General features: G+C 64.6%; 21 protein-coding genes and 1 rRNA gene. All 22 read right to left on the bottom strand.

Going from position 1 to position 23,464, the window contains the following annotated elements; translation table 11 throughout:
• Positions 1 to 11: 11 nt before the first annotated feature.
• The 22 genes from OHA42_RS11375 to thrC all read right to left on the bottom strand — a co-directional run bounded on the left by OHA42_RS11375 (position 12) and on the right by thrC (position 23,405).
• A 16S ribosomal RNA gene (locus OHA42_RS11375) occupies positions 12 to 1,528 on the bottom strand.
• Between the two features lie 506 nt (positions 1,529 to 2,034).
• Positions 2,035 to 3,294: a UDP-N-acetylglucosamine 1-carboxyvinyltransferase gene (gene murA, locus OHA42_RS11370; protein WP_406236713.1), complete on the bottom strand. Its 1,260-nt coding sequence runs from the start codon at positions 3,292 to 3,294 to the stop codon at positions 2,035 to 2,037.
• Positions 3,295 to 3,469: 175 nt separating this feature from the next.
• A complete protein-coding gene (locus OHA42_RS11365; protein ID WP_406236712.1) occupies positions 3,470 to 4,054 on the bottom strand; it encodes a cob(I)yrinic acid a,c-diamide adenosyltransferase in 585 nt (194 codons plus the stop codon).
• A 38-nt stretch (positions 4,055 to 4,092) separates the two neighbouring features.
• Positions 4,093 to 4,515: a DUF2550 domain-containing protein gene (locus tag OHA42_RS11360; protein ID WP_328409885.1), complete on the bottom strand. Its 423-nt coding sequence runs from the start codon at positions 4,513 to 4,515 to the stop codon at positions 4,093 to 4,095.
• A gap of 198 nt (positions 4,516 to 4,713) precedes the next feature.
• Positions 4,714 to 5,091 (bottom strand): F0F1 ATP synthase subunit epsilon, encoded by a 378-nt coding sequence (locus tag OHA42_RS11355; protein ID WP_406236711.1) that lies wholly within the window; start codon positions 5,089 to 5,091, stop codon positions 4,714 to 4,716.
• A gap of 6 nt (positions 5,092 to 5,097) precedes the next feature.
• A complete protein-coding gene (gene atpD / locus OHA42_RS11350; protein WP_364906523.1) occupies positions 5,098 to 6,540 on the bottom strand; it encodes a F0F1 ATP synthase subunit beta in 1,443 nt (480 codons plus the stop codon).
• Positions 6,541 to 6,556: 16 nt separating this feature from the next.
• Entirely contained in the window at positions 6,557 to 7,528 is a 972-nt protein-coding gene (locus OHA42_RS11345; protein ID WP_328409878.1) for a F0F1 ATP synthase subunit gamma, read from the bottom strand.
• 55 nt (positions 7,529 to 7,583) lie between these two features.
• On the bottom strand, positions 7,584 to 9,221 hold the full coding sequence (atpA, locus tag OHA42_RS11340) for a F0F1 ATP synthase subunit alpha (RefSeq protein ID WP_406236710.1): 1,638 nt from the start codon (positions 9,219 to 9,221) through the stop codon (positions 7,584 to 7,586).
• Between the two features lie 65 nt (positions 9,222 to 9,286).
• Positions 9,287 to 10,096: a F0F1 ATP synthase subunit delta gene (locus tag OHA42_RS11335; protein ID WP_406236709.1), complete on the bottom strand. Its 810-nt coding sequence runs from the start codon at positions 10,094 to 10,096 to the stop codon at positions 9,287 to 9,289.
• Positions 10,097 to 10,115: 19 nt separating this feature from the next.
• Positions 10,116 to 10,676, bottom strand: coding sequence for a F0F1 ATP synthase subunit B (locus OHA42_RS11330; RefSeq protein ID WP_406236708.1), 561 nt, complete (start codon positions 10,674 to 10,676; stop codon positions 10,116 to 10,118).
• Positions 10,677 to 10,683: 7 nt separating this feature from the next.
• Positions 10,684 to 10,932, bottom strand: coding sequence for an ATP synthase F0 subunit C (locus OHA42_RS11325; protein WP_040687112.1), 249 nt, complete (start codon positions 10,930 to 10,932; stop codon positions 10,684 to 10,686).
• Positions 10,933 to 11,004: 72 nt separating this feature from the next.
• A complete protein-coding gene (gene atpB / locus OHA42_RS11320; RefSeq protein ID WP_406236707.1) occupies positions 11,005 to 11,853 on the bottom strand; it encodes a F0F1 ATP synthase subunit A in 849 nt (282 codons plus the stop codon).
• Positions 11,854 to 12,102: 249 nt separating this feature from the next.
• Entirely contained in the window at positions 12,103 to 12,558 is a 456-nt protein-coding gene (locus OHA42_RS11315; protein ID WP_406236706.1) for a hypothetical protein, read from the bottom strand.
• A gap of 10 nt (positions 12,559 to 12,568) precedes the next feature.
• Positions 12,569 to 13,723 (bottom strand): MraY family glycosyltransferase, encoded by a 1,155-nt coding sequence (locus OHA42_RS11310; protein ID WP_406236705.1) that lies wholly within the window; start codon positions 13,721 to 13,723, stop codon positions 12,569 to 12,571.
• On the bottom strand, positions 13,720 to 13,845 hold the full coding sequence (locus OHA42_RS11305; RefSeq protein ID WP_406236704.1) for a hypothetical protein: 126 nt from the start codon (positions 13,843 to 13,845) through the stop codon (positions 13,720 to 13,722). The genes OHA42_RS11310 and OHA42_RS11305 overlap by 4 nt, the downstream gene beginning before the upstream one ends.
• Positions 13,846 to 14,049: 204 nt before the next feature.
• Positions 14,050 to 14,715, bottom strand: a complete 666-nt coding sequence (locus OHA42_RS11300) for an L-threonylcarbamoyladenylate synthase (protein ID WP_406236703.1) — start codon at positions 14,713 to 14,715, stop codon at positions 14,050 to 14,052.
• Between the two features lie 1,004 nt (positions 14,716 to 15,719).
• Positions 15,720 to 16,592, bottom strand: coding sequence for a peptide chain release factor N(5)-glutamine methyltransferase (gene prmC / locus OHA42_RS11295; RefSeq protein WP_406236702.1), 873 nt, complete (start codon positions 16,590 to 16,592; stop codon positions 15,720 to 15,722).
• Positions 16,593 to 16,617: 25 nt separating this feature from the next.
• Positions 16,618 to 17,634 carry a peptide chain release factor 1 gene (gene prfA, locus OHA42_RS11290; RefSeq protein ID WP_328412772.1) on the bottom strand — a complete coding sequence of 339 codons (1,017 nt, stop codon included), beginning with the start codon at positions 17,632 to 17,634 and terminating at the stop codon, positions 16,618 to 16,620.
• A gap of 162 nt (positions 17,635 to 17,796) precedes the next feature.
• Positions 17,797 to 18,039 (bottom strand): 50S ribosomal protein L31, encoded by a 243-nt coding sequence (rpmE, locus tag OHA42_RS11285; protein ID WP_328409859.1) that lies wholly within the window; start codon positions 18,037 to 18,039, stop codon positions 17,797 to 17,799.
• Between the two features lie 758 nt (positions 18,040 to 18,797).
• The gene (rho, locus tag OHA42_RS11280; protein ID WP_406236701.1) at positions 18,798 to 20,963 is read right to left on the bottom strand and encodes a transcription termination factor Rho; all 2,166 of its coding nucleotides are present in this window, start codon (positions 20,961 to 20,963) and stop codon (positions 18,798 to 18,800) included.
• A gap of 344 nt (positions 20,964 to 21,307) precedes the next feature.
• Positions 21,308 to 22,267: a homoserine kinase gene (gene thrB, locus OHA42_RS11275; protein ID WP_406236700.1), complete on the bottom strand. Its 960-nt coding sequence runs from the start codon at positions 22,265 to 22,267 to the stop codon at positions 21,308 to 21,310.
• A gap of 43 nt (positions 22,268 to 22,310) precedes the next feature.
• Positions 22,311 to 23,405, bottom strand: a complete 1,095-nt coding sequence (gene thrC / locus OHA42_RS11270) for a threonine synthase (protein ID WP_328409852.1) — start codon at positions 23,403 to 23,405, stop codon at positions 22,311 to 22,313.
• Positions 23,406 to 23,464 lie beyond the last annotated feature (59 nt).

Below are 23,464 nucleotides of genomic sequence, written 5' to 3'. Positions count from 1 at the left end.
GTGCTCCTTAGAAAGGAGGTGATCCAGCCGCACCTTCCGGTACGGCTACCTTGTTACGACTTCGTCCCAATCGCCAATCCCACCTTCGACGGCTCCCTCCACAAGGGTTAGGCCACCGGCTTCGGGTGTTACCGACTTTCATGACGTGACGGGCGGTGTGTACAAGGCCCGGGAACGTATTCACCGCAGCGTTGCTGATCTGCGATTACTAGCGACTCCAACTTCACGGGGTCGAGTTGCAGACCCCGATCCGAACTGAGACCGGCTTTAAGGGATTCGCTCCACCTCACGGTATCGCAGCCCTCTGTACCGGCCATTGTAGCATGTGTGAAGCCCTGGACATAAGGGGCATGATGACTTGACGTCGTCCCCACCTTCCTCCGAGTTGACCCCGGCAGTCTCTCACGAGTCCCCGCCATTACGCGCTGGCAACATAAGATAAGGGTTGCGCTCGTTGCGGGACTTAACCCAACATCTCACGACACGAGCTGACGACAGCCATGCACCACCTGTACACCGACCACAAGGGGGCCTACATCTCTGCAGGTTTCCGGTGTATGTCAAACCCAGGTAAGGTTCTTCGCGTTGCATCGAATTAATCCACATGCTCCGCCGCTTGTGCGGGCCCCCGTCAATTCCTTTGAGTTTTAGCCTTGCGGCCGTACTCCCCAGGCGGGGTACTTAATGCGTTAGCTACGGCACGGATCCCGTGGAAGGAAACCCACACCTAGTACCCACCGTTTACGGCGTGGACTACCAGGGTATCTAATCCTGTTCGCTACCCACGCTTTCGCTTCTCAGCGTCAGTTACTTCCCAGAGACCCGCCTTCGCCACCGGTGTTCCTCCTGATATCTGCGCATTTCACCGCTACACCAGGAATTCCAGTCTCCCCTGAAGTACTCTAGTCTGCCCGTATCGCCTGCAAGCTTAAGGTTGAGCCCCAAGTTTTCACAGAAGACGCGACAAACCGCCTACAAGCTCTTTACGCCCAGTAATTCCGGACAACGCTCGCACCCTACGTATTACCGCGGCTGCTGGCACGTAGTTGGCCGGTGCTTCTTCTACAGGTACCGTCACTTGCGCTTCGTCCCTGTCGAAAGAGGTTTACAACCCGAAGGCCGTCATCCCTCACGCGGCGTCGCTGCATCAGGCTTTCGCCCATTGTGCAATATTCCCCACTGCTGCCTCCCGTAGGAGTCTGGGCCGTGTCTCAGTCCCAGTGTGGCCGGTCACCCTCTCAGGTCGGCTACCCGTCGTCGCCTTGGTAGGCCGTTACCCCACCAACAAGCTGATAGGCCGCGGGCCCATCTCGCACCGATAAATCTTTCCACCAAAAACCATGCAGCTCTTGGTCATATCCGGTATTAGACCCAGTTTCCCAGGCTTATCCCGAAGTGCGAGGCAGATCACCCACGTGTTACTCACCCGTTCGCCGCTCGTGTACCCCGAAGGGCCTTACCGCTCGACTTGCATGTGTTAAGCACGCCGCCAGCGTTCGTCCTGAGCCAGGATCAAACTCTCCGTTGAAGACTCACAACCACACCCCGAAGGGTGCAATCAGAAGAATAACTAGAGTCCGAAAACCTAGCAAAACAAAACGCCAGCAAAAAGATTTGCTGACTAAATGTCCAACCCTACAACCGGGGGGTATGCAAGGCCGGAACCAATTAAATAATTGGCACTGACATTCATCGACACACTATTGAGTTCTCAAAGAACACACGCACACACCATCGCCCAGATTTACTCTGATTGATCGGTGAGGCAACTTTTCAAGCTTAGCTCAGCCGCATACCCAGGCGCAAACCGGAGTCTCGATCGAGCTAGTGTGATCGTCAGGCGCTCCTCGTACTACCTCGTTTCCCTCGCCTCCGCTCAGCGTTTCCGCTGTGCTTCTCGGCTCCGGGTCGGTGTCCGTGTCGCTCTGACTTGAATAAAGTTACGTGTCTGCGTGCATGATGTCAAATCGCCTGGTCAGGAACGGTTTTCGACGACACGCGATCATTGTGTCCGTCCATTCCTGGCGGACAAGATCAATCAGCCGCGCCGACCCGCTCCACTTGACCACCCAATGCCTGCAGCTGCTCGACGAAATTCGGGTAGCCGCGGTCGATATGGAAGACGTCGTGCACTTCGGTGACACCATCGGCAACCAGACCCGCGAGCACGAGTCCCGCGCCTGCACGAATATCCGACGACCACACCGGCGCACTCGACAACCGCGGAATTCCGCGCACCACAGCGTGGTGTCCATCAGTTCGCGCGTCGGCACCGAGCCGAATCATCTCCTCAACGAAGCGGAACCGCGCTTCGAAGACGTTCTCGGTGATCATCGAGGTGCCGTCGGCGATCGCCGCGAGGCCGATGGCCATCGGCTGCAGATCGGTCGGGAACCCGGGGAAAGGCAATGTGGAGAAGTTGACTGCACGCGGCCGGTCGGCCTGGACCACACGGAAACCGTCCGGTTCGAACGAAATCCGCGCTCCTGCCGAGCGCAGCTTGTCCAGCACCAGGGACAGATGCTTCGGGTTGACGCCGGTCACCCGGATGTCGCCCATAGTCATCGCGGCGGCAATCCCCCAGGTGGCGGCGACGATGCGATCACCGATCACACGGTGCGTGGTCGGCGAAAGGCGCTCGACGCCCTCGATCGTCAGCACCGACGTGCCCGCGCCACTGATACGGGCGCCCATCTGAACCAGCATGTTGCACAGGTCGACGATGTCCGGTTCACGTGCGGCGTTATCGATGACCGTCTCCCCTTCGGCCAGCACGGCCGCCATGAGGATGTTCTCGGTCGCCCCCACCGACGGAAAGTCCAGCCTGATCCGCGCGCCGCGCAGTTCGTCCGCCCGCGCGACCACACAACCGTGTTCGATTTCGCTGGTCGCCCCGAGCAGGCGCAGGCCGGCCTGATGCATATCCAAGGGACGCGAACCGATTGCGTCCCCACCGGGCAGCGCGACAACGGCCCGCTTGCACCGAGCCATCAATGGTCCGAGCACACAAACCGACGCGCGGAACTGTGTCACCGCGGGAAAGTCCGCGTGGTACTTCGGTTCCGCAGGAGTGTTGATGATGACGACCGAACCATCGATCGTCACGTCGCAGCCCAGGCCGCGCAGCACATCACCCATCAGCGGCACATCGAGGATGTCCGGGCAGTTCGTAATGGTGGTCGTGCCCTCGGCCAGCAGGGCAGCGGCCATCAGCTTGAGGACGCTGTTCTTGGCACCCCCGACCGCGACCTCACCGACGAGTTGATTCCCGCCGGTAACCAAAAACCTCTCCATGCCGCCTCTCAGTCCGCCTCTCCGGATATTCAGCGCACTATTGAGTGCCACGATAGTTGCGTTTCGGGCCGGCGGTAGGTGCCTGGCTCAGTTCCGGGCGTACCCGGCGAGTTACCCATGTAGTCACGAAATCAGCCGTTGCGTGTCGAGCCCATCGTGTCCGCGTTCGCGTCCATCATGATGCACCCGCCTGGTCTCCGCCCGGCTTCCAGAGCACATCGCCGCCAGGGTTGGCGACCCGGCTCAGGATAAACAGCAGATCCGATAGACGATTCAAGTACTTGGCCGGCAGCACGTTCGTGTCGTCCGGGTGTGCCTCCACCGCAGCCCATGCGGCGCGCTCGGCGCGGCGCGCGACGGTGCGCGCGGTGTGCAACAGCGCAGCAAGCGGAGTGCCGCCGGGCAGGATGAACGAATTCAGCGGCGCCAGTTCGGCATTGAATTCATCGCACCAGGCTTCGAGCCGGTCGATGTAGGGCTGGGTGATCCGCAGCGGCGGATACTTGGGCTCCGCGACGACGGGGGTGGACAGGTCCGCGCCCGCGTCGAACAGGTCGTTTTGAATCTGGTGGAGCACCGCCAGTAGTTCCGGCGTCGGGCTGCCGAGTGCGATGGCAACACCGATGGCAGCATTGGTCTCGTCGCAATCGGCGTAGGCGACCAGTCGGGGATCGGTCTTGGCGACCCGGGAGAAGTCACTGAGTCCAGTGGTCCCGTCGTCCCCGGTACGCGTGTATATCCGCGTCAGATGCACGCTCACAAGACCACCTTAGATGTCGGACCCGAACGACTGACCGTTCAGAGGCCTGGAAGCCTGCGGGTGCGGTCGGACGGACGGGATTCGACCCAGGAAAGGAAGGCCGCGAGAGAACCGCGGTCCAAGGCGAGTTCGAAAGCGCCGTCGCTATCGGACACCGCGGTCACCGACAGTTCTTCGGTCATGATGTCGAACTCGTCGCCGCGCGGGCCGCGACGGTCACCGATCTCGATGCCCTGGCGTCGAATGGTGGAGTCGGGGCCGAGTTTGAGGCTCGACAGCTTGTAGAAAACCAGCCGATCCTCGTCGTATCGGATCAGGCCGTGCCGCCAGCCCTGGCCACCGCGCGCGGGCAGCACCCGCAGCAACGCAGCCGTGCCACCTCGACGCAGCATGATCAGACGGTAGGTCGAAGCCAGCGCCAGAAAAACGAGCATGAGCACCAGAATGATCAGGAGAACCATCCCGGTCTGCAATGCCGTTCGTCCCTTCGCTCCGCCGCCGTCTCGGCGACACCTCGCGGTCATTCAACCACGGACCCGAGTTTACAAATGGCGCGGCCATGTCTTTTGCCCCGCAGCTCGTACCAACCCCCGAAACGACGCTGTCGGCGGCGAATAAGTTTCGCCGCCGACAGCGTCGTGCGCAATGGTGGTGCGTGACTACGCGTTCGCGTTCTGCTCGACCGCGCGCACTCGGGCCTGAGCCGCCCGCTGCTGTTCCTCGGTGGCGTCCGAGTCGGCCAGCACCCGGCGGGCCGCCTCGACGTCGACCTCACCGGCGAACTCCGCGGACTCGGCGAGCACCCGGACCGTGGTAGCGGTCACCGAGAAGAAACCGCCGTGCACCGCAGCGACGATGCGCTGCCCATCGGTGTCGACGATGGCCACGGTGCCGCCCTCGACCAACTGGCCGAGCAGCGGCTCGTGGCCCGGCATGATGCCGATTTGGCCCTCGGTGGTCTGCGCGCTGACGAACGACGCCTGGCCGGACCAGAGCAGTCGCTCGACCGCGACGAGATCAACTGACATTTCCGCCATCGGTGACTACTTTCCGGCGATCTTCTTCGCGGCGGCCTCGACGTCGTCGAGTCCACCGCAGCTGTTGAACGCCTGCTCCGGGAAGTGGTCGAACTCGCCCTTGCAGACGCGGTCGAACGCCTCGATGGTGTCGGACAGCGGCACCACCGAACCCGGCTGGCCGGTGAACTTCTCGGCCACGATGAAGTTCTGGCCGAGGAACTTCTCCAGGCGACGGGCCCGGCCGACGAGGACCTTGTCCTCTTCGGAGAGCTCGTCCATGCCGAGGATGGCGATGATGTCCTGCAGTTCCTTGTACTTCTGCAGGATCCGCTTGACCTCGTTGGCGACCCGGAAGTGTTCCGCACCGACGATCGAGGCCTCCAGGATGCGGGAGGTCGAGGTCAGCGGGTCGACAGCCGGGTAGATGCCCTTCTGCGAGATCGGGCGGGAAAGCTCGGTCGTCGCATCGAGGTGGGCGAAGGTGGTCGCCGGAGCGGGGTCGGTGTAGTCGTCGGCGGGCACGTAGATGGCCTGCAGCGAGGTGATGGACCGACCACGGGTGGAGGTGATGCGCTCCTGCAGCTCACCCATCTCGTCGGCCAGCGTGGGCTGGTAACCGACGGCGGAGGGCATCCGGCCGAGCAGCGTCGACACCTCGGAACCGGCCTGGGTGAACCGGAAGATGTTGTCGATGAACAGCAGCACGTCCTGGTGCTGCACGTCGCGGAAGTACTCGGCCATGGTGAGGGCCGAGAGAGCGACGCGCATACGGGTGCCCGGCGGCTCGTCCATCTGGCCGAAGACGAGGGCGGTGTCCTGCAGGACGCCCATCTCTTCCATTTCCAGGTGCAGGTCGGTGCCCTCACGGGTGCGCTCACCGACGCCGGCGAACACCGACGTACCGGAGAACTCACGCGCGATACGGGTGATCATCTCCTGGATCAGCACGGTCTTGCCGACACCGGCGCCACCGAACAGACCGATCTTGCCGCCCTTCACGTACGGGGTCAGCAGGTCGATGACCTTCACACCGGTCTCGAGGATTTCGGTCTTGCCCTCGAGCTGGTCGAATGACGGTGGCTTGCGGTGGATGCCCCACTGCTCGCCGTCCCGGCCGAGGCCGGGGGTGTCGAGGCAATCGCCGAGGGCGTTGAACACGTGGCCCTTGACGACGTCACCGACCGGCACCGAGATCGGCTTACCGGTGTCAGAGACCTTCGCCCCACGGACCAGGCCGTCGGTCGGCTGCATCGAGATGGTGCGCACGATGTTGTCGCCGAGGTGCTGGGCAACCTCGAGGGTCAGGGTCTTGGCCACCGACGCCAGCGCGATCTCGGCGTGCAGAGCGTTGAACAGCTCTGGGATGGAACCCCGCGGGAACTCGACGTCCACGACGGGGCCGATGACACGGACGACGCGGCCTGTTGTCGCGCCCGTCCGGCTTTCTTGCGTGACTGCTGCGGTCATTATTCTCTTCCTGCGCTTAGTCGCGGTCCGAGCTCGAAGCCAGCGCGTTCACGCCGCCCACGATTTCACTGATTTCCTGCGTGATCTGGGCCTGCCGCGCCGAGTTCGCCTGCCTGGTAAGGACATTCGACAGCTCATTGGCGTTATCGGTGGCGGCCTTCATTGCGGTGCGCCGAGCCGCGGACTCGGATGCCGCTGCCTCGAGCAACGATGAGTAGATACGCGTGTTGATGTACTTGGGCAGCAGCGCCGCCAGCAGCACATCGGCGTCGGGCTCGAACTCGTACTGCGCGTGCACATCGGCGGTGGCCGAATCGGACAGGCTGTCCTCGCCCAGGTCGAAGTTCTCGTCGACGTAGCTCACCTGGATCGGCGCCAACCGGCGCACCTCCGGGGTCTGCGTCAGCATCGAGACGAACCTGGTGTACACGATGTGCAGCTCGTCGACCCCGGCGATATTGCCGGTGCCGTTCGGAGCAGGAACCTCGCCCTCGGAGCCCGCCATGAAGCTGTCCACCAGGTGCCGGCACGCGGCCGAGGCATCGGTGTACTTCGGCTGCTGGGAGAACCCGGTCCACGACGCACGCGGCGCACGGTTGCGGAAGGTGTAGTAGATGAGGCCCTTGTTGCCCATCACGTACACCACCGGCTCTTTACCCTCGCCGCGCAGCGTGGTCATGAGCTCCTCGGCGCGCTTGAGCACGTTCGAGTTGTAGCCACCACACATACCGCTGTCACTGGTGATCACCAGCACGGCGGCGCGACGCGGGTTGGAGCGCTCCGTCAGCAGCGGATGCGAGAGGTTCTTCGACGCACTCGCCAGCTCACCGAGAACCTTGGTGATCTCCTCCGCGTACGGCTTGGCCGCAGCAACCCGGGCCTGAGCCTTGGTGATTCGCGAGGTCGCGATCAGCTCCTGGGCCTTGGTGATCTTCTTGATCGAATTCACACCACGAATGCGGGAGCGCAATTCACGCAGGTTTGCCATCAGCGGTTCACTCTCCCTTCATTCGCCAGATTCCAATAACGCATGCTCGCCCGCGCTACTTCTCGACGTGCTTGCGGGTCACGGTCAGCGACTCGACCTCTTCGGACTCGAGCTCACCCGCTCCGTCCTCGCTCACCACACGACTGCCGTCAGAGGCGAGGAAGCCCTGCTTGAACTTGTCGGTGGCCAGCTTGATCGCGTCGGCCGCGTCGCCCTGCAGCACCTTGCCGCCGGCGATCGACTCGAACGCCTCGGGTGCGGTGCGGTGCAGGTCCTCGATCAGCTCGGCGTTGAACCGGCGGATGTCGGCAACCGGGACCGACTCGTAGTAACCGGCGTCGACCAGGAAGATCGAAACGATCTGGTCTTCGACGGGGACCGGCGAGTACTGGTCCTGCTTGAGCAGTTCCACCCAGCGGGCGCCACGCTCGAGCTGGGCGAGGGAGGCCGCGTCCAGGTCGGAAGCGAAGGCGGAGAACGCCTCCAGCTCGCGGTACTGCGCCATTTCCAGACGCAGCGAACCGGCGACCTTCTTCATGCCCTTGGTCTGGGCGGCGCCACCGACACGGGAGACCGAGGTACCGACGTTGATCGCCGGACGGACACCCTTGTTGAACAGGTCGGACTCGAGGAAGACCTGGCCGTCGGTGATGGAGATGACGTTGGTCGGGATGAAGGCCGAGATGTCGTTGGCCTTGGTCTCGATGATCGGCAGACCGGTCATCGAGCCCGCGCCCATCGCGTCGGACAGCTTCGCGCAACGCTCCAGCAGACGGGAGTGCAGGTAGAAGACGTCACCCGGGTACGCCTCGCGGCCCGGCGGGCGGCGCAGCAGCAGCGAGATCGAGCGGTAGGCCTCGGCCTGCTTGCTCAGGTCGTCGAACACGATCAGGACGTGCTTGCCCTGGTACATCCAGTGCTGGCCGAGGGCCGAACCGGTGTAGGGCGCAAGCCATTTGAAGCCGGCGGAGTCCGAAGCGGGGGCCGCGACGATGGTGGTGTACTCCATCGCACCGTGCGCCTCCAGCGCGGTCTTGACGCCCGCGATGGTGGAGCCCTTCTGGCCGATCGCGACGTAGATGCAGCGCATCTGCTTGGTCGGATCGCCCGACTCCCAGTTGGCCTTCTGGTTCAGGATCGCGTCGATGCAGACCGCGGTCTTGCCGGTCTTACGGTCGCCGATGATCAGCTGACGCTGACCACGGCCGATCGCGGTCAGCGCGTCGATGGCGGTGATGCCGGTGGCCATCGGCTCCTCGACCGGCTGGCGCTCCAGCACCGACGCGGCCTGCAGCTCGAGCACGCGCTGCTCTTCGGCTTCGATCTCACCGAGGCCGTCGATCGGCTGACCGAGCGGGTTGACCACGCGGCCGAGGAACTTGTCGCCCACCGGAACCGAGAGCACGTCGCCGGTACGGCGGACTTCCTGGCCCTCTTCGAGGGTGGCGTACTCGCCGAGGATAACCGCACCGATGGCGCGGTCCTCGAGGTTCAGCGCCACGCCGAGCACACCACCGGGGAACTCGAGCAGTTCGTTGGCCATCGCCGAAGGCAGACCGCTCACGTGGGCGATACCGTCACCGGTGTCGGTGACAACACCGACTTCTTCGATGGAGGTTTCCGGGGTGTAGCTCTGGGTGTAGCTCTCGATCGCGCTACGGATCTCATCGGTGGAGATCGTCAGCTCCGCCATAGTCTTCCTGCTCTCGCTGTCTGGTCTCGAATGTCGGGGGGATTAGGAGTCGTCAGGCTGTGACATCAAGCCAGGGCCCGACGCAGCCGTTCCAGTCGGCCGGTGGCGCTGCCGTCGATCACGTCGTCGCCGATGTGCACGACGACACCGGTCAGCAGACTCGGATCGACCTGGACGTGCACCGTGACCGGCTTGCCGTAGATGCGCTGCAACGACGCCGCAAGGTGGCCGCGCTGCTGGTCGGTCAGCATGATCGCCGCGCGAACATGCGCAACGATTTGCTCGCGCCGCGCGGCCGCGAGATCGGACAGCTCGTCGAATGCTTCGCCGATGCCCGTCTTCGACCGGGTGACCACCTGGTCCGCCAGGGTCTGGGTGATGGTGTCGGTTTTGCCCGTGAGCAGGCGTCCGATCAGCTCACGTTTGGCCGTTGCCGGCTTCCCGTGGTCCGACAGTGCCTGCTCCAACTCGGGGTTGTCGCTGATGATCCGGCCGAGTCGGAACAGTTCGTCCTCGACCGCGTCGATCCGCCCGCTGTCGGCAGCCGACTCCAGCAGCGCTTCCTGCCCGAGCAACACCAGAGTGTCGACCAAATCGGCAGTGCGCGACCAGTTCTGGGCCACCGCGGTGGTCAGCACCGCCAGCGTGGCAGCGCTGACCTTGCCGCTGAAGACCCGCTCGCTCAGCTCGGCGCGAACCGCGCCGGGCACCGAAACGTCCGCGAGCGCAACACGCAGCGAACGCTGGTCATCCAGCACGGCGACAACGGCGAACAGTTCCGACCCCGTCGTGGCCGCAACACTGTCGCTTCCGGTCAGAGCGGCCCGAAGCGCCTCCCGGGACCGGGAGCTTGCCTCGCGGCTCGCTGCGTACATGCTTCTCACTTTCGCGTCGCTACCTTCCGACCCCGATGCCGGCATTCGACTGGTCGAGCTCGGACAGGAACCGCTCGATCGAAGCCGCTTGCTTGGCCTCGTCCGAAACCGACTGTCCGATAATCTTTTCCGCCAGATCGACGGCCGTCTGTCCGACCTCGGCACGCAGTTCGGTGAGGATCTGCTGCCGCTGGGCTTCCAGCTGGCTGTGGCCTGCCGCGACGATGCGGTCGCTTTCGGCCTGGGCTTCCGTGCGCATCTGCGCGAGGATCTGCTGGCCTTGTGTGCGTGCGTCCTCACGGATGCGCGCGGCCTCGAGCCTGGCCTCGGCCAGCTGCTGCTGATACTGCTGCAGGGTCAGCTGGGCCTCTTCCTGCGCGGCCTCGGCCCGCTGGATGCCACCCTCGATCTTGTCGGCACGCTCGTCCAGCACCTTCATGAGGCGCGGAATTACGTACTTGTAGAAAATGAAGCCGATGATCGCAATGCAGACCACCGACCACACGATGTCGTATGTCTCGGGGATAAGGGGGTTGACATCTTCCCCTGTCTCCGCGGCGAGCACAGAAAGCGTGGTCATCGCAAACTCAGAAAATGAAGCCGGCGACGAGGCCGATCAGCGCGAGCGCCTCGGTGAACGCGATACCGAGGAACATGTTGGTGCGGATCGTGCCCTGGAGCTCGGGCTGACGGGCGATGCCCTCGATCGCCTTACCGACGACGATGCCCACGCCGATGCCCGGGCCGATGGCGGCCAGACCGTAGCCGATGGCGCCGAAGCCCTTGAACTTCTCGGAGGTGGTTGCAGCTTCCTGGGCCAGGTACGCGAGGCTCATGAGTTCCATTCCCTTTCTATTGCTCACCCGCCGGTCGGCGTGATGTAGCAGGTTTCCGGTAGTTGTTGCGGGTCAGTGCGAGTCAGCGTGTTGCGCGAGTCCGATGTAGACCGCGGTCAGCAGGGCGAACACATAGGCCTGCAGGAAGATGACCAGGATCTCGAAGAGGGTGAACCCGAGTCCCGCGATCAGCGAGAACGGCGAGAACACCTTCATCCACGCGGTGGCGTCGAACAGGAAGAACCAGGTGGCGCTGAAGAACAGCACCAGCATGATGTGCCCTGCGAGCATGTTCGCCATGAGTCGGACGGTCAGCGTGAACGGGCGGAGCACGAACGTCGAGATGAACTCGATCGGAATCAGCAACCCGTGCAATGCGAGCGGAACATTCGGGACCACGATGCTGCTGCGCATGTACTTGAGGAATCCGTACTTCTTGATACCCACGTAGTTGAACGTGATGTACGCAAGCAGGGCAAGTACCAGCGGCATGCCGACTCGGGCGTTCGACGAGATGTTCAACCCCGGAATGATGCCGGAGAAGTTCAGAAAGAGGACCGTGAAGAAGATTGTCGCGATCAGCGGGAAGAACTTGCGGCCGGATTCCTTACCGAGAACCTCATCGCAAATCTGTTCCTTGACGAAGACCAATCCGGTTTCGGCAATGTTCTGCAGGCCGCGCGGGACGATGCGGGGACTCCGGAATGCCAACACCATCACAATGACAAGAACTGCCGTCATGATCAGACGGATCAGCATCAGTCGGTCGAGTTCGAACGGCGTACCCTCGAACAGCACAGCTGGAGGGAAGAAGTCGGACAGCGATGGCGCGTGGAACTCGCCCGCCAAAGTGGTGACGCTCAGCGTTCTCTCCCGTGTTCGGGCCGTGGGTTCGGTCGTACCCACGGTTCGATCGGACATTGACGATCAATTAGTCGACTCAGGTCGGCTCGAATTTCGTCAGCAGCTGTGCGGTGGGATGGACTCCACCTGGCGTCTGTACGTGTGTCGGCGACATCGTCGACATGCAGAACCGGAACCCTCGGAGCCCGGCACGGCAGTAAGCATAGCGGCACTCAGCGGGATCGGGGTGATCCCCCCTCGCTTGGTTGCTTGCTTACCAACACTTTACCAAGTTATCTACGACAGTGTGTAGGTGGGTGGGATTTATTACCGACCAGTACCCGGTTCGGGCTCGGCATCGGGCACCGTCACGTACGGAACCTTCTGGCGCAGAACGCCATACGTCTCAGCTCCGAGCACGATGACGAGGGCGCCCACCACGGTCAGGAACAGGGCCATCCGGTTGTAGAAATCGAAGTTCTGCAGCACCGCAACCACCACCATCGCGACCAGCAGCTTGCCGACCCAGCTGACCAGCATGACCAGGCCCGCAGTGCTCGCGGGCAGCTTCGCGCCGAGCAACACGACGACCGCCGTGGTGAGGATGAAACCGCCGCCGATGGCCGCGCCGATCAGCGCACCCCAGAAGCCGGGCATACCGGCCGCCGCGGAGGCGATCGCCACGGCGAGCACGACCAACACGATCAATCCGATCGCGCCGTAGCGCAGCGCCGCCTTGAGCGGCGCTTGGGGACCGGGGACAGGTGTCGGAGTAAAGCTCACGACCAAAACTTTACCCGGGCGGCGTCCGGTCACCCGCGGCATCCCCGCGGCGCAGGCCTGGGATCGCCGTAACGACGAGGGCGAAAACCAGCCCGCCCGCCATCAGCAGCACCACCAGCCGCCGGTCCATCAGTGCGGTGCCGACAGCGCCGAAGGCGAGCACACCGACCCACAAATAGATAAGCAAAACCACGCGCCGGTGCGAATGTCCGATCTGCAGCAACCGGTGATGCAAGTGCATTTTGTCCGGAGTCGAGAAACTGACGCCGGCACGGACTCGGCGCACAATCGCCAGCACGAGATCCAGCACCGGAATGAACATCACTGCGCCGACCAGCAACAGAGGTGACAGCAAGCCGACTACATCGCGAGGCCCGAAGCCGTTCAGCGGTATCCGCCCGGACGCTCCGGTGGACACTGCAGCCAACATCAACCCGATCAGCATCGAGCCGGAGTCGCCCATGAAGATTCGCGCCGGCTGAAAATTATGCGGAAGAAAACCCAAGCACGCACCGGCCAGCGCTGCAGCGAGCAGAGCTGGCCGATAGGTGTCAGCTGCTCCACCCTGCTCGTTCAGCAATCCGATAGTAAAGACGAACACAGCCAAGGCCGCGATCAAGCCGAGGCCCGCCGCCAGGCCGTCCAGACCATCGACAAAATTCATTGCATTGATCATCACGACGGTGATGCCGACAGTAATCAATCCGCCCAGCAATCTATCGAGAACCACCGTCTCGTTGTTGAACGGGTCGTAGACGATAACCCAGCTCAAACCCATAACGGCCATCACTCCCGCAGCAGTCACCTGCCCGGCAAACTTTGTCAGCGCGTCCAAACCCCAGCGATCGTCGACAATGCCGACCAACACGATGAGTGTCCCTGCCACCAGAACTGCTGAAATATCATGCTGCCACTCGAACCCACGACGCAGCGCGGGCAACTGCTGAGCGAAGAGGATTGCGGAGACGACCCCGACATAGATGCCGACCCCACCCATGCGGGGGATCGGCTTGACGTGGACGTCCCGCTCACGCGGCACCGCGACTGCACCGAAGGCAATCGCCATCAACCGAACCCCTCCGGTCGCCAGGAACGTCACGGTCGAGGCAACCAGCAGCACAAGCAGTAGCTCACGCAGGGGGACCACAGCTCCCTGACCGGTCACCGCAGCCCCTCATCCACCAGAAGCACGCTGCCCGTCCCCAGCAAACGACCATCGAAATAGATGTTGTCCCGGACCATCTTCACGGCGACCATCATCGCATCCATCACCTGAACACCACGCATCCCAGATTGATCGGGCCAGGCAGCAGCGGCGACCCACACCGGCCCGGTTCGGCTCCGCGACCATACCGAGGCCTGCGGTCGACATGCGCCACGCGACCGACAGCATCGGACGGCAAGCCGCTTCATGTCCGTGGCCGAGGTCAAGAGCTCAGCGCCTCGGCTTGCGGTCCGACATCCAGGGTTACTGCATCCGGGCCGAGCAACTTATCGCGACACAGCGCCGGTCAGGGCTTCCGGCGACATTCCCAGCACCTCGGCAATATCGGCGACCGCCACCGCGCCCTCGCGCAGAACGCGCGGCTGGTCGGCGGTGAGATCGACGATGGTGGAGGCGACGGCATGCTCGGAAGGTCCGCCGTCGAGGTAGACCCCGACCAGATCGCCGAGCTGATCGCGAGCCTCGGCGGCGGTCTTGGCAGGCGGCTGTCCCGAAACGTTGGCACTGGACACCGCCAGCGGGCCGACCTCACGCAGCAGCTCGAGCGCGACCGGGTGCAGCGGCATCCGCAGCATTACCGTTCCTCGGGTGTCGCCGAGATCCCAGGCAAGCGAAGGGGCTTGCTGCACAACCAGACTCAGTCCGCCGGGCCAGAACGCACGAATCAGTTCGCGGGCCTGTGGGCGCACCGAGAAGACCAGGCCGTCGATGGTGTGCCACGATCCGACCAGCACCGGCACCGGCATGTCCCTGCCGCGTCGCTTGGCCGCAAGCAGCGAACCGACCGCCGAAGAATCGAACGCGTCGACGGCAAGGCCATAGAGCGTGTCGGTGGGCAGCACGACCAACCGCCCGGATTTCAAGGCGCTCGTCGCTGCGGTCAGTCCGGCGGCGCGGGAGTCGGCATCCGCGCAGTCGTAGACGGTACTCACGCCCCCATCCTGTCACAGTGTTTTTTGGCAGGGTTGTGTTGTCTTGGCAGCGCCTGCGGCGCTGCGTGTTCGCGGCCCCCTTGGTCTCGCTTCCGAGCCGTCGAGACTCGCGCCTGCGGCGCATGCGCTTCGACGGCTCGGAAGCGAGACGGGCCGCGAACTCTAGTGCTCGGTCTCGCTGCGCTCGGAAGGTGTCATCGTGCCTAGTGGGGGCGTCGGTAGTTGAGCTTGCGACTTCGGTCGAGGCGCTTCGGTGGCTGTGGAGGTGGGATGCGCCGCGAACTCTCATGCTCGGTGTCGCTTTGCTCGGAAGGTGTCTTCGTGCCGAGTGGGTGTGTTGGTAGCTGAGCTTGCGACTTTGGAGAATGCGCTGCGGCTGTTGCGGAGGTGGGGCGGGCCGCGAAGTCTGGGGCTGGATCTCGCTGCGCTCGGAAGGCGTCACCGTGCCGAGTACGTGCGTCGGTAGGGCTTGCGACTTCGGTCGACGTGCTTCGGCTGTTGTGGAGGTGGGGACGGGCCGCGAACTCTAGGGCTGGATCTCGCTGCGCTCGGAAGGCGTCACCGTGCCGAGTACGTGCGTCGGTAGGGCTTGCGACTTCGGTCGACGTGCTTCGGCTGTTGTGGAGGTGGGGACGGGCCGCGAACTCTAGGGCTGGATCTCGCTGCGCTCGGAAGGCGTCATCGCGCCGATAGGGGTGCATCGGTAGCTACACGCGGCATTTACTGCCGGCCGAAATCCGACTGGTCGAAGGACATAGGACAAGGTCGCGAGCATCAGTTCGACGCACCCCTCGGCACGACATCGTCTTTCGGGCTCACCAACCCCCCTTGGCAGGACGACACCGTGGTGGATGCTGTTGGGCTGCACGAGTGGTGGGATAGACCGCGGGCTCTAGTGCTGGATCCAGCTGCGCAGAGCAGGCGAGACTCGGGCCGTGGGGGTAGGGCGCTCGGCGTGTAGCGCAGCTGACGAGCTGGACCGGATCAAGGGCGTGGTGGGGCGGTCATGTGTGGTTGGCGGCGACGAAGCGCGGTTTTCCGGCGAGGTCGGGGTGTTCGACGATGTCGGTGAATTCGCCCTGTTTGCCGAGTAGGGCCGCCAGTTCCGAGCCGTTGGTGTCGTCGTGTTCGATGGCCATGGTGCCGCCGGGGCGCAGCAGGCGGGTGATGGTGGGGATCATCGCGCGGATGACGTCCAGGCCGTCGGGGCCGCCGAACAGGGCCAGATGCGGGTCGTGGTCGGCGACCTCGGGGTCGAGTTCGGCGGCATCCGGGATGTAGGGCGGGTTTGATACCACGAGGTCGACGCGGCCGTTGAGCTCGGACAGCAGGTCCGGGTCGGTGACGTCGTCGGCGTACAGGGTGATGGCGGTGTCGCCGTCGGCGATACGGAGGTCGGCATTGCGGCGGGCCCATTGCAGTGCGGATGGATCGATCTCGATGGCGTGCACGTCGGCGTCGGGGCGGGCGTGCGCGATGGCCAGGGCGAGCGCGCCGGAACCGGTGCACAGGTCGACCACGATGGGCGTGTGATCGTGCGGCAGCTTCTCCAGCTGGCCCAATGCCCAGGCGAACAGCAGCTCGGTCTCCGGACGCGGCACGAAAACGCCGGGCCCGACCGCCAGGTCGATCTCACCCATCGCGGCCGTACCGGTCAAGTGCTGCAACGGGATTCGTTCCGCACGCTTGGCGACCAGCGCGCGGTACTGCGCCAGCTTCTCGGGCTCGACCAGAGGCGTCAACGCCAGTCGTGTTCGCTCGACGCCGAGCACGTGTGCCGCGAGATGTTCGGCGTCTGCCTGCGGACTGTGTACCCCGCTCGCCCGCAGGGTCTCGACGGCTTCATTGATGACTGGACGCAACGGCTCACGACTCATAGCGCTGACTTTGCCCGATCGAGGCCTATTCGGCGGCCATTCGGGCCTCGCGATCCGCCTTGCCCAGCGCATCGAGCAATGCGTCCATATCGCCATCGAGCACAGCATCCAGGTTGTGGGCCTTGAATCCGATGCGGTGGTCGGCGATCCGATTCTCCGGGAAGTTGTAGGTGCGGATGCGTTCGGACCGGTCGACCGTGCGGATCTGGCTGGCTCGGCCCGCCGCGGCTTCCTGGTCGGCCTGCTCCTCGGCGAGCGCCTGCAGCCGTGCGGCGAGCACCTGCATGGCACGTGCCTTGTTCTGCAGCTGGGAACGCTCGTTCTGGCAGGTCACCACGATGCCCGAGGGCAGGTGGGTGATGCGAACGGCCGAGTCGGTGGTGTTGACGCCCTGACCGCCCTTGCCGGAGGAGCGGTAGACGTCGATGCGCAGATCGGTTTCGTCGATCTGCACCTCTTCCACCTCGTCGGGCTCCGGATAGATGAGCACGCCCGCGGCCGAGGTGTGGATGCGGCCCTGCGATTCGGTCACCGGGACGCGCTGCACCCGGTGCACACCGCCCTCGAATTTGAATCGCGACCAGACACCGTCGCGTGCGGCGTCCTTGCTCTTGATCGATAGCGTGGCGTCTTTGTAGCCGCCGAGGTCGGAGATGGTGACGTCGAGAACCTCGACCTTCCACCCGTGCCGCTCGGCGTAGCGGATGTACATGCGAGCCAGGTCAGCAGCAAACAGCGCGGATTCCTCGCCGCCTTCGCCGGACTTGACCTCGAGCACCACATCGTCGCCGTCGTGCGGGTCGCGCGGAGCGAGCAGATCCGCCAGCGTCTGCTCCAACTCGACGACCTGGCGTTCCAGATCGGGCACCTCGGCCGCGAAAGCCGCGTCGTCGGCCGCGAGTTCCTTGGCGGCGGCGAGATCGTCGCGGGCGGTCTGCAGCTTGTTGTAGGTGGCCATGATGGGGGCCAACTCGGCGAACCGCTTGCCGACCCGGCGCGCAGCGCCCGGATCGTTGTGCAGCGCCGGATCGGACAGCTGCATCTCCAAGCCCGCGTGCTCGGCCAGAATGTCATCGATCGCGGACGGTTGCGTCACGGTAACTGCTTCCTCTCGATTTTCCACGCCATCCCGGGCGAAGACCGGGACCACACAAAAGCACCGACGCCCGGCCTGCAGAAGCAGGACCGGGCGTCGGCGAGGAAGCTACTTGGCGTCGGCTTCGGCTTCGGCCTTCTTGCCGGCACGCTTGCCGTAGCGGGCCTCGAAGCGGGCCACACGGCCGCCGGTGTCGAGGATCTTCTGCTTGCCGGTGTAGAACGGATGGCACTGCGAGCAGACCTCGACGGTGATGTGTCCCGACTCCTTGGTGCTGCGAGTCTGGAAGGTGTTGCCGCAACCACAGACGACCGTGGTGTCGACATACGTCGGGTGGATTCCTGCCTTCATGGGTGTCCTCTCGATATTGGCCGCCGGGTCGCCCTTGCAGATCGCGAGAGCGTGAACCGGAGCCGACTAGGCGGGAGGTCTGCTCGGTGAGCAGACGCAACGACCGTTCAGTATGCCAGAACTGCCGCTACGCTCCCAAAACGCATCCCGGTACGGGTTTGTTCCCGGCCAGCGAGTACTCCCCCGCCTTCCCGCCCATAGAAGTCCGGGCACGCGGATCCCACGCTCTTACTGAACCCTTAAGTCGAGTAGTCCGCTACTCAGGAATGCGAACACTGCTGTTCATAGAGTTTGAGCCCTGGTAGCACAACGCCGTGCCGAGACAGAAAGGAGAACTCATGAACAGCCGAATCGCACTCGCGATCTTCGCCCTGTTGATTCTCACTGTCGCGGTGGGCTGGCTTGCCGTACCCGACGCCCCGCACACCTCGACCGCCGTATACACGGCGCCGACCACAACGGCCTTCGAACCCGTGAACACCGCAACCGCCTCCGGCTCAACAGCAACGACCGCAATGATCCTCGGCTGCATGATCATTGGCGCCGCCGCTATCGGCCTGGTGTTCTTCAGCCCACGCAGCACTCAGGGGCCCCGTGTGCACGGAGCCCCTGAGATTGCTGGAACAACTACTGATTTCGCGAGTACCTGGGTAGCTCTGGGGGTACACCCAGAAGTCGCCGAGTACTCGACCGCCGGCCCGCCGCGCGACTCTCGCGGCACTTATTTGTGCGCTCGAGTCGCGGGGAGGCGGACTGGCTCATTCGTCGAGTGCGCCTGGCGCGGTCTTACTCACCTGCATCAGGAACTCGAGGTTGTTCTTGCTCTTCTTCAGTCGGTCGATCAGCAGATCGATCGCCTGATGCGAGTCCAGGCCGGTCAGTACGCGGCGCAGCTTATGCAGCACCGCGGCCTCGTCGGGGCTGAGCAGTAGCTCGTCCTTACGGGTACCGGACGGATTGACGTCCACCGCCGGGAACACACGCCGTTCCGCGATCTTGCGGTCCAGCTTGAGCTCCGCGTTGCCGGTGCCCTTGAACTCCTCGAAGATCACCGTGTCACCGGTCGAACCGGTCTCCACCATCGCGGTGGCGATGATCGTCAGCGAGCCGCCGTTCTCGATATTGCGCGCCGCGCCGAGGAACCGCTTGGGCGGGTACAGCGCGGTGGAATCGACACCACCGGAGAGGATGCGGCCGGAAGCGGGCGAGGAGTTGTTGTACGCACGGCCCAATCGGGTGATCGAGTCGAGCAGCACCACAACGTCTTTGCCCATTTCGACCAGGCGCTTGGCCCGCTCGATGGCCAGCTCGGCGACCGAGGTGTGGTCTGACGGCGGCCGGTCGAAGGTGGAGGCGATGACCTCACCCTTCACCGAACGCTGCATGTCGGTGACCTCTTCCGGACGCTCGTCGACCAGCACAACCATGAGGTAGACCTCGGGGTTGTTGATGGCGATCGCGTTCGCGATGTCCTGCATGATCGTGGTCTTACCCGCCTTGGGCGGGGAGACGATCAGCGCACGCTGACCCTTGCCGATCGGCATGATCAGGTCGATCACACGCGTGGTCAGCTTGTTCTGCGTGGTTTCCAGACGCAGTCGCTGATTCGGGTAGAGCGGGGTCAGCTTGCTGAACTCGGGACGACGCTTGGCCGCATCGACGTCACCGCCGTTGACGGTGTCCAACCGCACCAGCGGATCGAACTTCTGCCGCTGGTTGCTCTGCTCACCGTCACGCGGCGCGCGCACCGCACCGGTGATCGCGTCACCGCGACGCAGGCCGTTCTTGCGGACCAGGTTCATCGAGACATACACGTCGTTCGGTCCGGCCAGGTAGCCCGAGGTCCGCACGAACGCGTAGTTGTCGAGCACGTCGAGGATGCCCGCGACCGGCTGCAATACGTCGTCTTCGCGGATCTCCAGCTCACGGGCCTCGCCCGTGCTCGGGCCGCCTTCGCGGTCGCGACCACGACGACGCTCACGGAAGCGACGTCCACGCCGTCCGCGACCGCCCTCGTCCTCGTCGCCGCCACGGTTGCTGTCGCCGCCACGGCTTTCGCCGCCACGGTCCCGATTGCCGCTCCCGTTCTGGTTGGCGCGCTCGGACTGGCCACGCTCACCGGACTGGCCGCGTTCGCCGGACTGGCCGCGTTCACCGGACTGGCCGCGTTCACCGGACTGGCCACGCTCACCGGACTGGCCACGCTCACCGGACTGGCCGCGTTCACCGGACTGGCCGCGTTCGCCGGACTGACTCCGCTCGCGGCGGCGTTCGCCCTGCTCCTGATCCTGCTTCGGCTCGTCACCCCGCGATTCCGCCGACGCGGTCTCGCCACCGGAGCGGGCCTGGTCACGTCCGCGACGCTGCCTGCCACGACCACGCTGACCCGGCTCGCGGCCGGAATCCTCGGTGGTCTCGGTCGGCGCGGCCTCGGCCTGCGCCGAGTCGGCCTGCGTTTGCTCGGATCGAGCAGACTTCGAGGGAGCGGACTTCGACGTGGCCGCGGGAGCTTCATTCGACTGAGCCGCGACGGGAGCCTGATTCGACGGAGCGGAAGCCTCGTTCGCCGCGGCAGGAGCCGCGGGCGTCACATCCAGGGTTGCCTGCACCGGCACCGCCTTGGCGGTGTCCGCATCGGACTTCACCTCGCCACGCGCGGACTTTTCTGCCTTCGCCGACTTTCCGGCCTGGTTTTCCTTGATAGCGGCGATCAAATCGCCTTTGCGCATTCCGGAGGTGCCTCGGATACCGAGCTCCCCCGCGAGCGCGCGCAACTGCGGCAACAACATTCCAGTCAGCCCCGATCGTGCGACGTCGGTTTGTTCGCTCATCTTCGAAATCTGTCCGGAGTCACTTTCGCGGTCGCCCGGGGTCGTTGGGTTGGATTCCACCCCGGGTGTCGCGAGCAGGTCCGTATCTGTCACGGAAATCCTTTCCTTCCCTCGATTGCCGTGTGCTATTTCGAGGGTTTGTTCCGCAGTTCGGGCACTGTGCCGAACTCGGAGTACAACCGCCGGACATCCGTCCTGCCGGTCGCTTTGTGCCGTATCACCTGCCCCGCCGGACCGGCGGCTTCGCCACCAGTTTGTGAAAGGTGGGAGAGATCATTCCAGTTGCGCAGCTACGCAGCACCCCCATGGCCTGGAGGCTCGAGCCTGGAGCCTGCTGGAGCGATTGCCCTGATGAAGCACCGGCGTCTGATGCGCACGATGTACGGACTCGCTCAGGATAGCTGGCAACTGTCAACCTCGGCAAGGCAGACTCGCCGTCAGTCGACCTGGACGCCTTCTGCGAGTCCCGGCTCGACCACCCGCAGACCTTCTGCGGCTGCCAGTTCGCGGAGTTCCTGGGGGAATTCGCTGGTGACGAGGGCCAGTACGGTCGGGCCCGCGCCGGAAACCGTCGCCGCGATACCAGCGGCCCGCAGCCGGTGGATCCAGGCGGTCGTCAGCGGCAGGGCGGGCGCACGCTGGCCCTGATGCAGCCGATCCGCGGTCGCGGGCAGCAGCAGATCCGGGCGCTCGGTCAGTGCGACCACCGCGAGGGCGGCCCGGCTGACGTTGAACGCGGCGTCGCCGTGCGGCACCACCTCGGGCAGCAGACCACGAGTGTGCGCGGTGGACGAGCGCTCCTCGGGGATGAGCACCACCGCACGCAGGTCGGGATGTGGCTCGAGGCGCACCGCACGGTAGATCCGGGTCGGCGCGGCCGCGGTGCCGTCCGCGCCTGCATCAGCGGGCCGGTCGGTCTCGGTCCAGGACACCACCACACCGCCCAGCACGCTGGCGGCCGCGTTGTCCGGATGACCTTCGAATTCCGATGCCAGCTGCACCAATTGGTCCGCGCCGGTGGCCAGTGCCGGATCCAATTTCGCGGCGAGCGCACAGCCGGCGGCCAGCCCGCCGACCACCGCGGAGGCCGACGAACCCAGACCACGTGAATGCGGAATCACGTTGCGGCACACCACATCGAGGCCGTCGGCCCATACGCCGGCAGATTCCAGCCCACGCTCGATGGCACGCACCACCAGATGCGAAGGGCCCCACGGCACGTCGTCGGCGCCCTCACCCTCCACCCGGATCGTCAGGCCGGAATCGGTAGTGCGCACCTCGATCTCGTCGTAGATGCCCAATGCCATACCGAGCGAATCGAATCCGGGACCCAGGTTCGCGCTGGAGGCGGGCACCCGCGCGAGCACGGACAACCCAGCGGGCAGCGTCCGCGTCATGGCTACTGCCCGCTCATGCAGTTGACTTTCCCGAGCACTCAACTCAGGCCAGCTCTAGTTCGGCCGCCACCGCGACCGGGTCGACCTCGAGCGCCTGGACCTGTGGCATTCCCAACAGCGCGGTGTCGGGATCCTTGAGTCCATTGCCGGTGACGGTGCACACAACGGTCAGGCCGGAGTCGAGCCAGCCCTCCTTGCGGGCCGCGAGCAGACCTGCGACGCTGGCCGCCGAAGCAGGCTCGACGAAGACGCCCTCGGTGGCGGCGACCAGTCGGTACGCCTCCAGGATCTCCTCGTCGGTGGCGGCGCGGAATGCGCCACCGGACTGCTCTTTGGCTTCCATCGCACCGTTCCAGGACGCGGGCGCGCCGATCCGGATGGCGGTGGCGATGGTTTCCGGGTCCTTGACCGGGGCACCGTTGACCAGTGGCGCGGCACCCGCGGCCTGCACACCGAGCATGCGCGGCAGCTGCGTGGTGATGCCGTCGGCGTAGTACTCGCGGTAACCGCGCCAGTATGCGGTGATGTTGCCCGCGTTGCCCACCGGGAGCACGTGCACGTCCGGCGCCTTGCCGAGCACATCACAGATCTCGAACGAGGCCGTCTTCTGCCCCTCGATGCGGGCCGGGTTCACCGAGTTCACCAGACCGATGCTCGGGAATTCCGCGGTCACCTTGCGGGCCAGCTCCAGGCAGTCGTCGAAATTGCCCTCGACCTGGATGATCTTCGCGCCGAGCATGACGGCCTGGGCCAGCTTGCCCATCGCGATCTTGCCCTGCGGGATCAGCACGGCGCAGGTCATGCCCGCGCGGGTCGCGTAAGCGGCGGCCGACGCCGAGGTGTTGCCGGTGGAGGCACACAGCACGGCGGTCTGACCGCGGTACTTGGCGTCGGTGATCGCCATCGTCATGCCGCGGTCCTTGAACGAACCGGTCGGGTTGAGCCCCTCGACCTTGAGATACACATCACACCCGGTCAGCTCTGACAGGTGCGGCGCGGGCACCAGCGGGGTGCCGCCCTCGAAGAGGGTGACCGGCTCCCAGTCGGCCGCGCCCGCGAGCCGATCACGATAGGCCGCGATCAGCCCCGGCCAGCGCGAATGCACTCCGGTCTGCGGTGCGACGCCTGCGGTGTTCATGCCAGCGCTCCCTGCGTCGGACCGGCAGCGGGTGCGCACCGGAAACCTGTGGACATATC

The organism is Nocardia sp. NBC_01009 (assembly GCF_045208035.1).
Lineage (GTDB): Bacteria > Actinomycetota > Actinomycetes > Mycobacteriales > Mycobacteriaceae > Nocardia.
The sequence above is the reverse complement of the archived record's forward strand: the minus strand, read 5'-3'. Positions and strand labels throughout refer to the sequence as shown.

Excerpts from the sequence above, each read along its gene's own strand:
- murA (WP_406236713.1), bottom strand. The coding sequence starts at position 3,294 with ATGGAGAGGTTTTTGGTTACCGGCGGGAATCAACTCGTCGGTGAGGTC.
- OHA42_RS11360 (WP_328409885.1), bottom strand. The coding sequence starts at position 4,515 with ATGGTTCTCCTGATCATTCTGGTGCTCATGCTCGTTTTTCTGGCGCTG.
- OHA42_RS11355 (WP_406236711.1), bottom strand. The coding sequence starts at position 5,091 with ATGGCGGAAATGTCAGTTGATCTCGTCGCGGTCGAGCGACTGCTCTGG.
- atpD (WP_364906523.1), bottom strand. The coding sequence starts at position 6,540 with ATGACCGCAGCAGTCACGCAAGAAAGCCGGACGGGCGCGACAACAGGC.
- OHA42_RS11345 (WP_328409878.1), bottom strand. The coding sequence starts at position 7,528 with ATGGCAAACCTGCGTGAATTGCGCTCCCGCATTCGTGGTGTGAATTCG.
- atpA (WP_406236710.1), bottom strand. The coding sequence starts at position 9,221 with ATGGCGGAGCTGACGATCTCCACCGATGAGATCCGTAGCGCGATCGAG.
- OHA42_RS11335 (WP_406236709.1), bottom strand. The coding sequence starts at position 10,096 with ATGTACGCAGCGAGCCGCGAGGCAAGCTCCCGGTCCCGGGAGGCGCTT.
- OHA42_RS11330 (WP_406236708.1), bottom strand. The coding sequence starts at position 10,676 with ATGACCACGCTTTCTGTGCTCGCCGCGGAGACAGGGGAAGATGTCAAC.
- OHA42_RS11325 (WP_040687112.1), bottom strand. The coding sequence starts at position 10,932 with ATGAGCCTCGCGTACCTGGCCCAGGAAGCTGCAACCACCTCCGAGAAG.
- atpB (WP_406236707.1), bottom strand. The coding sequence starts at position 11,853 with ATGTCCGATCGAACCGTGGGTACGACCGAACCCACGGCCCGAACACGG.
- OHA42_RS11305 (WP_406236704.1), bottom strand. The coding sequence starts at position 13,845 with ATGCGTGGTGTTCAGGTGATGGATGCGATGATGGTCGCCGTGAAGATG.
- prmC (WP_406236702.1), bottom strand. The coding sequence starts at position 16,592 with ATGAGTCGTGAGCCGTTGCGTCCAGTCATCAATGAAGCCGTCGAGACC.
- prfA (WP_328412772.1), bottom strand. The coding sequence starts at position 17,634 with ATGCAGCTGTCCGATCCGGCGCTGCACAACGATCCGGGCGCTGCGCGC.
- rpmE (WP_328409859.1), bottom strand. The coding sequence starts at position 18,039 with ATGAAGGCAGGAATCCACCCGACGTATGTCGACACCACGGTCGTCTGT.
- thrB (WP_406236700.1), bottom strand. The coding sequence starts at position 22,267 with ATGACGCGGACGCTGCCCGCTGGGTTGTCCGTGCTCGCGCGGGTGCCC.
- thrC (WP_328409852.1), bottom strand. The coding sequence starts at position 23,405 with ATGAACACCGCAGGCGTCGCACCGCAGACCGGAGTGCATTCGCGCTGG.